Origin of the sequence: Pelosinus sp. sgz500959 (genome assembly GCF_042610375.1) — a bacterium.
GTDB lineage: Bacteria > Bacillota > Negativicutes > DSM-13327 > DSM-13327 > CTSoil-075.
This window is the reverse complement of the sequence record NZ_JBGJZL010000005.1, coordinates 95,631-109,519: the sequence shown is the minus strand read 5'-3', so window position 1 is coordinate 109,519 and position 13,889 is coordinate 95,631. Positions and strand designations below refer to the sequence as shown.

Genomic DNA, 13,889 nt, shown 5'->3' with positions numbered 1-13,889 from the left:
CGTCACAGCCTCACGCAAAATTTCCACGCATATTGTCCCACCAACGTTTTAACTTATCTTCAGATATTTTAACAATTTCGGCTAATTGTGCTAAATTTTTAAAAGGCTTTAAGATATAATCATTGGCTCCCGCTTCTAAGCATCTCATTGTTTTATCCATTGTAGAATACCCTGTCATCATGATCACTTGCGTCAATGCATCATACTGTTTCACTTGCGTCAAAAAATCAATACCATCCATTTTCGGCATCACAATATCAGATAAAACAATGTGATATTTTTGCTGTTTAATCATTTCTAGTGCTTCAATCGGCGATGTTGTCGAAGATACTTCATATCCTTCCATTCGCAAAAAATCTTCTAAAACGACTGCCACATCTTGCTCATCATCAACAATTAATATTTTAAATTTCGGATACATACCCATCCTCCTCTAATGTTATAAATTTTTTCGAAACGAGTACTGCACTGCAAATACTGGGATAAAACTCTAAGGCACCAACAAGCCCCTCCGAAACTTCCAGTACATTAAGATGACGCCGTGTATATTGCCCTTCAGAAATCAGCCATAATACCCAACCATTTCTGGCTGATAGATCTCTAAAATCAGCTAACTTTCGAAGATGCTCCGCCTCTAAGGCCGTCAGCAAACTTAAATCAATAACCACCACTTGAACGTCAACTGCATTGCTTTGAAGTTCTTCAATAACATTTTTTCCATTTCCATCTAAAACATCATGAACAGGCACATTATAAAAATAAGTATGATTACATAAAGCGTTATAGACCGCCCCCCACAAAATTTGTAATATTCTATCCACAACTGATTTTTTTTCATAATTAGATAAATCTTCGTCCATTAATGCTACTGTATCAGACAGTAAGGAAGTCATGCTTTTCCAGCGAGGTAATCCACCAGGAAACCAACCTGCTACGCCGCGGCTATCTTCTCCCCAGTCGATAATATGTTTAACAATCTTTCTAAAATAAACTGCATCTTTATCTTTATCAAAAAGCATTTTTTGCATTTTACCTACTAAAGAGTTAAAATAAGTAATTTCTTCTTTTGCAGGTTTATCTGAATTTGAAAAAATACCATTGTCAATTTCCGCTACTTTAAGTTCACGTATATCTCCGACACTGTAAGCAATTTGCTTCACATCAGCATTACACATGTTAGTCTGAATAATGGCTACCTGTCTGAGGTATTCTCCTGTTGCCACTGTACCTAGCTGATCAATATCAGGTTTACTATATAATAATTTTCCTTCTTGACGTAATTGTTCTAATAATAGAAATGCTGTCATACCCGGCATAGCTGCTGATGGATCAACGATAAACGACAGATACAGTAAGCGTGATCCATTTATAGACGCTGTTTTTTCTTGGTTACTTGTAGGACTTTGACTCGGAATAATCGTCTTCCTATTTTCTGTTAATGCGACGGTCTCAGCCAGCTTGGCAAGTAATAAGGTACAATCAACTGGTGATTCTCCTTTAGTTTGATAATTACTCAATTGCATTTCAATGACATCCATAGACTCAAGTATCAGACTGACCGTTTGCCCATCTATGTTACAGTCTCCATTTCGCAGCGGAACCAAAAAATCTTCTACATGGTGAGCTACTTCCGATAATCTTTCAAAACCTAAGGACTGGGCTCCACCTTTTATACTATGAATCGTTCGAAAAACCTGCTGAATCACTTCTTGAGGATTACCTACTTCTTCAGCCTTAAGCAAGGCTAATGAAGCTTCACTAAGCATTTCTCCTGACTCAATAAAAAAAATCTCTGCTAGATGACGTTCTAACTCTGCTTCATCCACTAGTTATCCTCCTCTTGTAACCGCCACGCAGGCAGCCGAATCGTAAAGGTAGTACCTTCTCCAACTCTGCTCATCACTCCAATATTACCACCATGTTCGTGTACAATGCCTTGTACAATTGACAATCCAAGTCCAGTGCCATTCTCATCATCACTGGTATAAAAAGGCTCAAATATCTTGGATATTGCACTCTGGCTAATGCCACAGCCATTATCAGTTATCATAATCACTACCCACTCTATTTCACAAGTTTCTCGGCAAGTGCTGACGCTTATGATACCTTGGGATGGTCTCCCTTTATCGACTGCTTTGAGTGCATTATGGAGCAAATTGATCAATATTTGCTCTAATTGTTGGGCATTACCATAAATCATTACGCCCGGTTCTATCGAAACTCTCAATTCTACGGCTTTAGACAATTCTTTATTACTCTTAATCAAACCCCACGCTTCGTCTAGGCATTTAGTCAATTGAACACCTGTTTTTTCTTTCGGTGCCTGACGAGAGAAAAATTTCAGACCACTGACAATGTCTGCAATACGCTCAACTCCACGGATAACAGCTTCAACGGGACGCTTATACTGAGCTTCAGTCATACTAGGCACAGAGTGTTCCGCAAAGTAACGATCAAGCATCAGCGATAGCAATTCTGCATTCATTTTGATAAAGGTCAGTGGATTATTAATTTCATGAGCTACACCAGCTACCAGACGTCCAATCGTAGCCAGCCGATCAGCTTGTTGCAATGCCTGTTCTTTTTCGCGAAGTCGTTCAATTAACTGCCTGTTGGATTCCAGGCGTTCTGCTAGTAAGTCAGAAATTTCATGTCTGCTACCATCAGCTTCAAGCCATAACCCCATTTCTTCAACCATCGCCATGACCCCCTGATTGGTCATAAACATTTCTTGGGTCATTCCAGCCATATCTCGCTTTAAATCTCGAATCAGGGTTAATATTCCGTATAATCCATCGCTAACTGATTTCCCGCTCCCTTTAGATCGTGTGCTCTTGATTGCCTCACATGGCAAATTACAGCCAATTTTCCATAAACGTCCTTTATATACTGAATTAGTAATAATACCTGTACCAAAAAAATCAATCATTTTATCCAGTTGTGGCACACTCATACCAACTGGCAACATAAGTTGGCTACAGAAAAGCAAACCATCATGGCGTGGTTCAACTTGTCCATGCCATAATACAGGACCACTCCCCTCATGATGAATCACACTATCTAATTGCCATAAAGCCAACAATGACATCTGACAAAAGTTTTCTGGACTACCGCCAATCCGCGCTGTCATCTCAGCAAGCACAGGTAAAATTTGGACAGAGCTAGTCATGTTAGCTAGTTTCTTTCTAATTACTTTACTCATCGTATATCTCGTACAATCATAATCGTCGCATCATCAGTATTCCTGCCCCATTCTTTTAGCAAACGCTGACAAACTCTATTAGAATTATTTCCTACTATTTCCGGATAATCTTCAACTTGCCAACGGCTAGAAATACCATCAGTAGCTAAGGATAACACTGATCCTGGCATCCAGGAAATTTCATTGATCTTATGTTTTGGCATATGCCCTCCTACTGTACCATTTTGATTCAGTAAGGTTTGCGAATGATTATTAGTGATGAGCCTAGCTTCAACATTACCTAAGCTGATGTATGATAAACGGTTATCATTGTGATACACAGCGCCTAACCATAATGCGACTCCTCGACTATATAAAAGCCGCTTATGGGCAATATTCACGATGTCTGATAATTCCAAGCCATGGAGTTCTTGCAAACATTTATACATTAAAGTGGCCGTATCATAGGCTTCTTTACCATGCCCTAAAGCATCATAAACAGCAATGACAGAACGCACGCCACCTGAGCAAACATAAAAACCATCACCATTTACATCAAAGCCAGGATATGGCCTTGAACATACTCCGACGGTCAATCTAGGATTTTCCTTTTCCTGAGCCAACTTTGTAATCCGAACTTTTGTCCCTATATCATTAGTTGTCAAATTAAAACTGTCTGATAAACGCTGAATAGCTCCCAAGCCACCGCCCATACTCCCACCCTGAGTCGATACTCCATCAGATAGTGCAGAAATATCTGACGCAATACCTGGACCATCATCAATGGCCTCCAGTACCAGCCCTTGATGATCTGGCATCATCTCACACTGGATGACCCCGCCATGAATGGTATGCCGAACTAGATTGGTAGCCATTTCTGTAATAATAATGGCTAATTGTGCCAATTCTAGATCTGAAAAAGACACGGGTAGGGAAAACTCTGTGATTTGACGCCTAGCTGTACCTACATCGTAATCACCTTGTACCCTTATTCTAAGCATAACAGTTCTCCTTTCAATTTAGCCACTTCGTTATGCGCACAATCGTGCCTTCACCTTGGTGAGAAGTAATGGCGAAATCATCCATCAATCGCCGAGCACCACTAAGACCTAATCCCAACCCATTACCAGTAGAATATCCAGGAGTCATGGCCAAATCGATATCTATAATACCTGGGCCATAATCTTGAAAGACAAACTCCAAACCTTTTTTACCTCTAGGACCACTTACCTCATGGTATTCCATCCAGCCACATACAGCATATAGTAAAATATTACGAGCCAATTCGCTAACCGCCGTAATGATCCGAGTCTGATCAACAAGGGAAAACTTATATGCCACGACAGCTTGCCGTGCAGCTTGCCGGGCAGCTACCACATCTTCCTCTTTCACGATCTCCACTTTCATTGTGGTGCCCCACGCCTTACTGCATAGGGCACACCGTTATGCAGTATTTCAAAGACATGATCGACAGTAAGGGCCGTCTTGATTCCTCGTATATCGAGCCCCATTTCTACCATGGACAATGCCACATATGGCTGCATGCCGACCAAAAACACCTCTACCCCTAATAGCTTAGCCATCTGAGCAGTATCTGAAAATAGTCGCACCATATAGGAATCGACAATATCAAGTTGTGAGATATCGATAATTAGTCCAGAAACGGGAGTCTGCTCAATCTGTGCGAGTACCGTATGCTGCATCTGTTTCACGGAATGATCATTCATATTGCCATGCATGACAATCACCAAGGCATCCTGTATTTTTAAAACAGCAGCATTATTTAACATGATACAATTTTCTTATTTAATATTTCGAGTGCCAACGCTACCCCGTCAGCCATGATTGCCTTAGTAATAACACCACTTAAATCCACACCAATATGCACAATAGTCTGGGCGATGATCGGGCTGATGCCAGTGATAATGAGGTCAGCACCTAAAAGACGTACTGCCGTTGCAGTCTTAATAATATGATTAGCAACAAGTGTATCCACTGTTGGAACACCAGTAATATCCAAAATAGCCACTTTAGCCCCATTCATGACAATCGTATTTAGCAGTTTTTCCATGACCTGTTGTGTCCGTTTGCTATCAATTGTGCCAATCAATGGTACTACCAAAATACCATCCATTAATTTAATGACGGGTGTGGATAGTTCCAACAAATCCTGCCGCTGCTGATGAACGATTGAATCCCTGCTTTTCGAATATACTTCAAAAGTATAGAGGCCTGCCTTATCCAGCAAAACCTGCATGTCCATTTCTGTCTGATTATCATAAATAGATGATAGATAGGGGCGTAGAGAAAAAATGTACATGGCTGTTTCCGTTGGTGTCAATCCACCATGTACACCAGCTTGAGAAATACGCTCAAGTACCCCCTTTAATCGATCATTGACCTCTCCGCCTACCAGAGAATTTTGCAAAGCGCCAATAAGCTGCCTGCCTATGATTTCATTTTCACTATTACTCAGAATATTTCTGGTACACCATACTGTTTTTTGAAGTTCAGGCAACCATTTAGCAAAAACTGCTTGTCCTGCACTATTTTCTTGCTGCAATTCTTGTTTGTATTCGGACATTTATATTCTCTCCCTTATATTCGATTGACCGCTTTTACGATCTCTTTGGCAATATTATAAGATGGTGCGATAATCTCGGCTCCACCCCGTTCGATGGCCTCTCGCGGCATGCCAAATACTACAGCCGTAGACTCAGACTCAGCGATGGTAACGCCACCAGCCTTACGAATTGCCACCATACCCTCTGCGCCATCAGAACCCATTCCAGTCAGCAGTACACCAACAGTACGACTACCAAAACTCTCCAATATGGAGTGCATGGTTACATCGACGGACGGCGTAAAGAGTGTCCCCTCTGGCGACGTTGTGAGCCTTACCATGTATTCACTACGGTTTATATTCTTCCGTACAACTAGATGCAAACCACCTGGCGCCACCATCCCTTGTCCTTTGCATAGAGCATCTCCATGTTCAGCTTCTTTAAAAGGTATTTTACAATGTTCATGCAATCTTTTAGCAAAAGAAGCAGTAAATGTAGGTGGCATATGCTGAACCACTACAATAGCCGCGTCCAAATCAGAAGGAATATGAGGTAAGATATCCATCAAAGTTCCTGGTCCGCCTGTCGATACACCAATCACAACGATCTTTTCAGTCCCCTGCTTCTTCACTACAGGCGCTAGCTTTACTGGATCTTTTTTAACACTTTTAGCCTTGCTCATTATTGAACGGCGACGCTTTTTCTGAAGCATCGATGCCTTAATCTTAGCCAGTAACTCTTTACCAATAATATGCAAGTTATTAGATACTGTCCCTGAAGGTTTACCTACATAATCAAAAGCTCCCAGTTCCAAAGCTTCAAACGTAGTCAGTGCCCCTTCCTGAGTTAAAGAGCTAAGCATAATGACTCGAACCTCTGGATGTTGCTCAAATAAATGCATCATACAAGTAATACCATCCATCACTGGCATATTGATATCCATGGTCACAACATCAGGGCAAAGTTCAGTATCTTTTTTTATAGCATCTTCGCCATCTCTGGCCATCCCTACTACTTCAATAGCAGAGTCCGTTTCTAGGATACGCCGAATGGCCTTGCGCATCATTGCAGAATCGTCTACGATCAACACTTTGATTGTTTTCATAATTCACCTTCTGTATATAGCCTACTACATATTTTTAAAGGCAATCGTCAGGAATAGGATATCAACTCTATTCCTGACAGACTCACAATATTAATGATACTCTCGTACCTATTAAGCACCAATCCGCAAAACTTGGGCAAGGTCGATGATCATAACCATACGCTTACCACCGTTTAATTTACCAACCCCGCTAATATATTTGGCATCTAAATTATCTGATACAATCTCTGGAGTCGCTTCTACCAAACTGCTTTCAAAGCGCAATACCTCGGAAACCGCATCCACAACCACACCAGTCTTACGATTACCTACGTCCACAATAATAATGCGCGTAGCATCATCACGTTGTTTCTCGGCTAATCCAAAGCGGCGTCTAAGGTTTAGTGCTGGAATAATATTACCACGAAGATTCACCAAACCGTCAATATAAGCGGGTGCATTTGGCATATGAGTCACTTCGGTCATACGGTTTATTTCCTGCACATCCGTAATTTTTATGGCAAATTCTTCATTTCCAAGCTTAAAGGTTACTAATTGTTCTTCGTCGATAACATTGTTATTTTGTTTAACAACCACATTTTCTTCAGCAGTCATTTCTCCTGTGAAATGCTGTACGACTTCTGCAGGTAGCAGTTTAGTAGCATTGAGACACATGAGCAAGCGTTTTCCATCATTGAGTTTGGCTACACCTCGAATTTGTCCTGCCTCCTCATCATTAAAGATAAGAGGCGGTGGCTCTATGATATGATGAGATATGGATACAACTTCAGAAACTTTATCCACGCGAAAACCGACAGACATTCGTCCTAAATCTACAATAATAATGCGCGCCTGGTCATTAATCGATATATTCTCAAGGCCGAAAAACATTCGCATATTAATAATCGGTAGCAAATGATCTCTAATCGCCAGCACCCCTTCAATGTAAGGAGCCACATTCGGCACTGCCGTAATCTGTTGTACTCGGATAATTTCCTTGACATGCATAATATCAAAGGCATATTCTTCTTGTCCCAACAAAAAAGTTACCAGTTGATCTTCCTTAATTTCCGTTCGAAGAACACCATCAGTTCTTGTCGCAGCCACTGTTAATGCCTCTTGCTTAATGTCTTCAATTTGCTTGATAGTAATAATACTACTCAGATTCAATGCCATAATAATCCGTTTTCCACCATTGAGTTTGACGATACCATTGAGAAAATCCACATCCATATCCTGGATTACCGCTGGTGGCGCTTCAATATCAGCATGATTGACTCTCAAGACTTCTGATACGCGATCGACTACAATACCTGTTACCTTACCACCGACATCCAACACCAGTACACGAGTACTTTCATCTCGCTGACGACGAGGCATCCCCAGACGATCCCGTCCGTCAATAATTGGTAGAATATTGCCACGTAAGTTGCATACCCCTTCTACATAGCTAGGAGCCTGGGGTATGTTGGTTACTTCTGTGAGACGAATAATTTCTCGCACATGCATAATATCTACACCGAACTCGCCATTATTGAGATGAAACGTGACTAATTGTCGTTCTGACAGCTCATCCTGCTTTATTTCAATTGTTTCAGCCATTCTTTATCCTCCTTTCTTTCCATCTGGCTTGTTTACATATTTTGTAGTTCGTCAGCCAGTCCAGAAATTTCTTCAATGGCTTCTGCTAATTCTTGCATGCCTTTAGCCTGTTCTTGGGCAGCTAAAATAGCCTCCATATTGGCTTTGTCCGCTTCCTGGGCAGCAGCTGAAATTTGTTCAATACCGATTTTCGCCTGTTCCAACGCTGTCAACGACTCTTCAGCACCATTAAAAATTTCTTTAACACTACTCAAAATTTCCCCCATAGCTTCTTCAATAACATTCAAGTTATGAGTGGATTTCTTTGCATTTTCTACTTCTTGGGTCGCTGTTCGTGCTGAAAGCTCAATATCGCTCGTTACCTGTTGAATTTGATTTTGAATATTGCGCACTAGATCCTTGATTTTATCTGCATTATCGGCTGATTCGTTAGCCAAAGTACGAATATCACCAGCGACAACTGAAAATCCACGTCCATATTCACCAGCCCGCGCCGCTTCAATCGAGCCATTAACAGCGAGCATATTGGTTTGAATGGTCACATTGACAATCGCATCCACAATTTTATCAATGCGTCTTGTGGTATCTTCTAGTCGTTTAATATTTTGCGCTGATTTAAAGCTAGCCTCAGCAGCACCAGAAACACCACTAATAATATTATCGACTTCCTCTTTATTAATCACTAAGATGGACTGTAGTTCATTGACTTTCCCTTCTGACTCTTGCGCGCGAACTTTCATTTGTGTAGCAGCAGACGCTAGGCGCTCAGAGATAGTAGCTCCTTTTGTTGTCAGCTCAGCTTGCATCTTAGCCCCTTCGCCTAACTGTTCCATCGTCTTCATGATTTGCCCAGCAGCCGTACTTGCTTCTTCTACATTGGCTGACAATTGTTCAGAAGCTGATGCCAATTCTTCCGAGGATTTTTGAGCATCAGTGGATATTTTGAGTTGTTCTGCTAGTTCAGATAATTCGTTAGCAGCAGTACTCATTTCATTAAAGGCTTTATTCTGTTCATTAATTGTCGAACTAATTTCTTCTGTCGCGGCACCCTGCTCTTCACTGGCAGCAGCCACTTGCTGGGTAATTGCCAAAAACTCCTTAGTGCCCTCAGTAACGATTCTAGAATTTTGTGCAACCTCAGTAACACCTTTTTGCACACCATTCATATCTTTTTCAATTTTAGCAAGATCTGAAGTGATCTTTTTAGCTTTTTCCACTTCCTCATTGGCCGCATTACCAGCATCTTCTACATCTTTTACAACGACCTTCACATTATCTTGAATCTCGCCGACCAGCGCACGAATATCACGAGCCGATTTCTCGGAAATTTCCGCTAGATTGCGCACTTCATCAGCAACGACGGCAAAACCACGACCATGTTCACCAGCTCTCGCTGCTTCAATCGCCGCATTTAGAGCCAGTAGATTAGTTTGATCAGCAATGCGCACCACTGCTTCCACAATGTTGCCTACTTCTACGGATTGGTTTTCAAGCTGGGCTACCAATCGACCAGACTGCATGTTGGTATCAGCAGCATTTTTGACACCATTAATCAATTGCTCTACATCAGTACTTGTTGTTTTCACCAACGTCTGAGCTACATTAACCTTCTCCAAGGAAATTCTAACAAGTTCATCAGCCGCAATCGCTGCTTTTTCGATCTGATTGACGGCTGCTCGACATTCTTCAGCAGCTGATGACGCTTCTTCCGCACCAGTCGCAATCTGAGTCATAGTACCAGCTAGTTCTGCAGCAGCGTTGCTGGATTGCTCAATGCCCGCTGCCATTTGTTCTGTAGCAGTCGCAATACGCTCAGCCAACTGTTGTTGCTTTGCTACCGTTCTTGACCGCACTTTATCCATGGCTCTACGTTTCGCCAAGTCCCGTTTAAGACTCATTTGTTCAGCAGAATCAATATTTGCACCAGTTTTACTAGTGATTGAATGACCTGCAGCTGTATTGGGCTTTGCTAATTTTTTTTCCATAAATAAAAATCCCCTTTAATTTCTTATTTTATGATAACAATTGAGAATTCATTTTTTTGATCATTGCCGAAATATTAAGCAATAGCGCTACCTTACCATCGCAAGTTACAGCAGCGCCTCCTATGTACTCACTATGATTCAAGTAGTCTGGTAAGGATTTACACACAATCTCTTGTTCATTGTGCAGTTTATGGACGATGAGACCAATTTTATTCTGTCCATTTGCGACGATCAATACTGTCACACTTCCATTATCTTGCTGTTCAATCTTCCCTAAGATCGTAGCCAGAGATATGATCCCGAGCACTTCACCCCGGTGATATAGGAGCTGACGCCCACGTCTAGTTATCAATTGCTTACAAGTCACTCTTATAATCTCAACCACATTATCTAAAGGCACAGCCAATAATTCACCAGATGTTTCTACTAATAACCCATTACATCTCATGCTGAAAGGTGGTAAAGTAATCCTTATTTTACTACCTTTATCTGGCAGGTTGATCATTTCTAGATTAGCCGGCAAAGCATCCATTTGGTAATACACTTCATTTATACTAAGCATTAAATCAGAAATTTCTAGCACTTCAGCGTCTGCCTCACCTCCTCTCATACTGCGACCATCATTTTCAACCTCAATTACAATTCGGTTACCTGAAGAATAGGCCGTAAGGCAGATATGTCCCTGAATTTCCTTACCCGCTGCCTTTCGCTCTGCTGGAACCTCAATGTTAAAGTTAGCCATGTTGCATATGATCTTGAGTAGCAGATTATATAACTCTTTGACAATGGTTTTATCCACTGTGACATGTTCGCCCTCCATGGTCAAACCAATATTCTTTCCGGTCTGCAATTCAATATCACGAATCATCTGAGGGAATTGTAGAAAAATCAGTCCTAATTCAACCCTGCGCATGGACATGACCGCCTCTTCTAACTCAGCTGCAATGCGATTGATAAATTGTCCTATAGCCTTCGTTTCGCGGGATAAATTAGGCAAATTATATTCTATTGTCAGTTTGCGAGACATCTGATGAAAAGCATGATCTTTATTTCCTAATTCTCTAATGATCGTGAGTAGTTTTTCTATTTTTTCATCACTTACCGTAGTCGATTTGCTATTGAATATTTCTATTGAATCATCATTGACTATACTTAGAGATTCTGTTTCCTTATCCTCTTGATGGTTTTCTGTACTATTTTCAAGAATCTCTAGTTTTATCAATGGGGTATAAATAATCGCAGGTAATTTGCTCACTAATGCTTGAGGAACTAGAATAAGAGCAGCATTATTTTTCTTCAATAATAGTTGCTCAATGAAAGTGATAAGCCATTCTGTATCCTGGGCGCAAGCTAGTTCGATCTCTAAGCCTTTAGCTCCCTGGTGCTTTATACTTGCCTCGCCAAATTCACGTATCATTTCTTCTAATACATTTTTGGCATCTAGCAATATCTCCACTGCCCCAGGGTCCCCTTGCAAATTTCCAGAGCGCATAGCCTCTAGCATATACTGGGTTTGGCGAATTAACATCAACATTTCCATTAAGCCAAAAAATGCAGCTTGTTTCTTGAGAATATGTAACTGGTTCATGATGCCGTCAATGATTAACCGAGACTGGGCAATAGTAAGAGTTATTCTCAACTCCAATATCTCGCCTGCTATTTTTGCTAAAGAGTCTATTGCTTCTACTGAAAATATTTTAATTTTCCCTAGTTCTTGTATGGGAAATCCATATCTCACGCCCCTATGCCTCCTACCTACCAGTGGCTTGTTCCTCACTCGTAGTAGCTACCTGCTGGATTATATCCCAAAATCCTTTGTTTCCTCCAACGGCATTTTAATAAACTTCACATATTATTGTTAAAATTTCAGATTTTTCTGTATTTTTACCCACTACTCTTGTCTTGCTTTTCCGTCATCTTTTCCCTAATTTTCATTCTCGTACAATGTGCAAATTACGATTTTTTTATAAATTGTACAATAACTAAAACTTCGACAAATTATTGGCATTTCCTTCAAAAAAGGAACGAATATTGTTTATAGATTAAACTTATCGAATTCCTGAATAGTAACAAAAAATGTATGTAAGGGCTTTTAATAACTGCCACACTAAAATAAAAAGCAGGCGATCCGCCTGCTTTTCTCACTATAAATAAACCATGAAAAATCTCCTACAATATTCTTATTTACATCCTAGCCATTACTAAATTGATTCTACCAAAACCAGTATCGATCGTTACTGTATGGTTCTTTTTCATTAAAAAATCCGCATTTTTTGTAACGCTTTGCGGATGTAAATCAAGTTCTAACCCCGCATTCGAAAGATTAATGCAAAAAAGTCCATTCGTAACATTTAAAAACTCTCCTATGCTATCAAGGGCAAGTTCATCTATTTCATGAATCTCTTCACCACTATAACGACGTGCCAATTCTAGCAAAACTTTATCATCAGCAGTAAAACTGCTCTGCAGAGTGACATCTCCAGTCATACTTTGCAAAGCAGACCACTGATCCTGTTTCTGCTCATGGACAGTTGGAATGACTAAAGGACTGGCATCCAAGAAACGAACGATTGCTCTAAGAAAAAGTAATATATAATCATAATATAATTCTACCTCTTCATCTTCTTGTGAAAGATTTAATTGGGTACGAATACCTTCTTTAAGGATAGCTAAATCCGACTCTTGATCTAAATTACTTTCTCTTTTATACTCATCCAAAACACGTTCTAATTGTTCTAAATTCATGAATCCTTTATCAACTAATGTTTGTCCAAAATTAAGATGGCTATTTTTTTGTGCAGCTAAGAGAATCATCAATTGCTCTTCTGACAAATAGCCTTCATCGATGGCGATCTCACCAAATCGTTTGTCAACCATATGTTGTAATCTGTGAATTTCTTCAACTTGTACAGCAGTCAAAAACTTCTCATTAATAGCGAGTACTCCTAATTTCACTTGAACTGAGCGTCCATCTTCAAGAGCTTCCTGTACTTGTTCTGGAGTCAGCACCCCTTGATTTAGTATATATTGGGCAAAAAATCGACTTGACATTTAATTCTCCTTCCGACTGATATTATTGACAGCATTCTCTATTTGACTGCTATTATATGGTTTTTGAATAAAGTCAATTGCACCCAATTTGAGCGCTTTTAACAAGGCAGCAGCTGTTCCCAGAGAAGAAAGCATAACGACCTTTGCCTTATCATCGATTTCTTTAATTTCTTTTAAAGCCTCTAGACCGCCCACCTTGGGCATAACAATATCCATAAAGACTCCATCTGGGCGACATTGACAATAGGCTTCAACCACTTCTTCTCCATCTTTAGCCTCAAACACTTGGCAACCTAGTTTTTCCAGCTCTTCTCTTAATTTTTTTCGCAGTAATAAGGAATCATCGCTAATCAAAATCTTCAGTGACTTATACAAAACATCCTCCCCTTTCTAAAAAAACGTCCCTTATGTGGATAATTGAC

General features: G+C 40.4%; 13 protein-coding genes. All 13 read right to left on the bottom strand.

The features are described from left to right. Positions 1 to 10: 10 nt before the first annotated feature. Positions 11 to 421 (bottom strand): response regulator, encoded by a 411-nt coding sequence (locus ACAN52_RS09500; protein ID WP_378954474.1) that lies wholly within the window; start codon positions 419 to 421, stop codon positions 11 to 13. Continuing rightward, positions 405 to 1,826 carry an Hpt domain-containing protein gene (locus ACAN52_RS09495; RefSeq protein ID WP_378954472.1) on the bottom strand — a complete coding sequence of 474 codons (1,422 nt, stop codon included), beginning with the start codon at positions 1,824 to 1,826 and terminating at the stop codon, positions 405 to 407. The genes ACAN52_RS09500 and ACAN52_RS09495 overlap by 17 nt, the downstream gene beginning before the upstream one ends. Then, a complete protein-coding gene (locus tag ACAN52_RS09490; protein WP_378954470.1) occupies positions 1,826 to 3,202 on the bottom strand; it encodes a sensor histidine kinase in 1,377 nt (458 codons plus the stop codon). Before ACAN52_RS09490 ends, ACAN52_RS09495 begins: the two co-directional genes overlap by 1 nt. Then, positions 3,199 to 4,182 (bottom strand): ATP-binding protein, encoded by a 984-nt coding sequence (locus tag ACAN52_RS09485; RefSeq protein ID WP_378954468.1) that lies wholly within the window; start codon positions 4,180 to 4,182, stop codon positions 3,199 to 3,201. The genes ACAN52_RS09490 and ACAN52_RS09485 overlap by 4 nt, the downstream gene beginning before the upstream one ends. A 13-nt stretch (positions 4,183 to 4,195) precedes the next feature. Further along, the gene (locus tag ACAN52_RS09480; protein WP_378954467.1) at positions 4,196 to 4,588 is read right to left on the bottom strand and encodes an ATP-binding protein; all 393 of its coding nucleotides are present in this window, start codon (positions 4,586 to 4,588) and stop codon (positions 4,196 to 4,198) included. Then, the gene (locus ACAN52_RS09475; RefSeq protein ID WP_378954466.1) at positions 4,585 to 4,971 is read right to left on the bottom strand and encodes an STAS domain-containing protein; all 387 of its coding nucleotides are present in this window, start codon (positions 4,969 to 4,971) and stop codon (positions 4,585 to 4,587) included. Before ACAN52_RS09475 ends, ACAN52_RS09480 begins: the two co-directional genes overlap by 4 nt. Continuing rightward, complete coding sequence (locus ACAN52_RS09470; RefSeq protein WP_378954465.1) at positions 4,965 to 5,765, bottom strand: STAS domain-containing protein; 801 nt, start codon at positions 5,763 to 5,765, stop codon at positions 4,965 to 4,967. The genes ACAN52_RS09475 and ACAN52_RS09470 overlap by 7 nt, the downstream gene beginning before the upstream one ends. A gap of 14 nt (positions 5,766 to 5,779) precedes the next feature. Further along, a complete protein-coding gene (locus ACAN52_RS09465; protein WP_378954464.1) occupies positions 5,780 to 6,850 on the bottom strand; it encodes a chemotaxis response regulator protein-glutamate methylesterase in 1,071 nt (356 codons plus the stop codon). 111 nt (positions 6,851 to 6,961) lie between these two features. Next, positions 6,962 to 8,431: a chemotaxis protein CheW gene (locus ACAN52_RS09460; protein WP_378954463.1), complete on the bottom strand. Its 1,470-nt coding sequence runs from the start codon at positions 8,429 to 8,431 to the stop codon at positions 6,962 to 6,964. A 32-nt stretch (positions 8,432 to 8,463) separates the two neighbouring features. Beyond that, a complete protein-coding gene (locus ACAN52_RS09455; protein WP_378954462.1) occupies positions 8,464 to 10,416 on the bottom strand; it encodes a methyl-accepting chemotaxis protein in 1,953 nt (650 codons plus the stop codon). Positions 10,417 to 10,444: 28 nt separating this feature from the next. Further along, the gene (locus ACAN52_RS09450; RefSeq protein WP_378954461.1) at positions 10,445 to 12,154 is read right to left on the bottom strand and encodes a chemotaxis protein CheW; all 1,710 of its coding nucleotides are present in this window, start codon (positions 12,152 to 12,154) and stop codon (positions 10,445 to 10,447) included. A gap of 446 nt (positions 12,155 to 12,600) precedes the next feature. Continuing rightward, on the bottom strand, positions 12,601 to 13,467 hold the full coding sequence (locus tag ACAN52_RS09445; RefSeq protein WP_378954459.1) for a chemotaxis protein CheX: 867 nt from the start codon (positions 13,465 to 13,467) through the stop codon (positions 12,601 to 12,603). Continuing rightward, on the bottom strand, positions 13,468 to 13,842 hold the full coding sequence (locus ACAN52_RS09440) for a response regulator (RefSeq protein WP_378954457.1): 375 nt from the start codon (positions 13,840 to 13,842) through the stop codon (positions 13,468 to 13,470). Between the last annotated feature and the right edge of the window lie 47 nt (positions 13,843 to 13,889).

Coding starts and splice junctions, on each gene's coding strand:
- ACAN52_RS09500 (WP_378954474.1), bottom strand. CDS start 421: ATGTATCCGAAATTTAAAATATTAATTGTTGATGATGAGCAAGATGTG.
- ACAN52_RS09490 (WP_378954470.1), bottom strand. CDS start 3,202: ATGAGTAAAGTAATTAGAAAGAAACTAGCTAACATGACTAGCTCTGTC.
- ACAN52_RS09485 (WP_378954468.1), bottom strand. CDS start 4,182: ATGCTTAGAATAAGGGTACAAGGTGATTACGATGTAGGTACAGCTAGG.
- ACAN52_RS09480 (WP_378954467.1), bottom strand. CDS start 4,588: ATGAAAGTGGAGATCGTGAAAGAGGAAGATGTGGTAGCTGCCCGGCAA.
- ACAN52_RS09475 (WP_378954466.1), bottom strand. CDS start 4,971: ATGTTAAATAATGCTGCTGTTTTAAAAATACAGGATGCCTTGGTGATT.
- ACAN52_RS09470 (WP_378954465.1), bottom strand. CDS start 5,765: ATGTCCGAATACAAACAAGAATTGCAGCAAGAAAATAGTGCAGGACAA.
- ACAN52_RS09465 (WP_378954464.1), bottom strand. CDS start 6,850: ATGAAAACAATCAAAGTGTTGATCGTAGACGATTCTGCAATGATGCGC.
- ACAN52_RS09460 (WP_378954463.1), bottom strand. CDS start 8,431: ATGGCTGAAACAATTGAAATAAAGCAGGATGAGCTGTCAGAACGACAA.
- ACAN52_RS09455 (WP_378954462.1), bottom strand. CDS start 10,416: ATGGAAAAAAAATTAGCAAAGCCCAATACAGCTGCAGGTCATTCAATC.
- ACAN52_RS09445 (WP_378954459.1), bottom strand. CDS start 13,467: ATGTCAAGTCGATTTTTTGCCCAATATATACTAAATCAAGGGGTGCTG.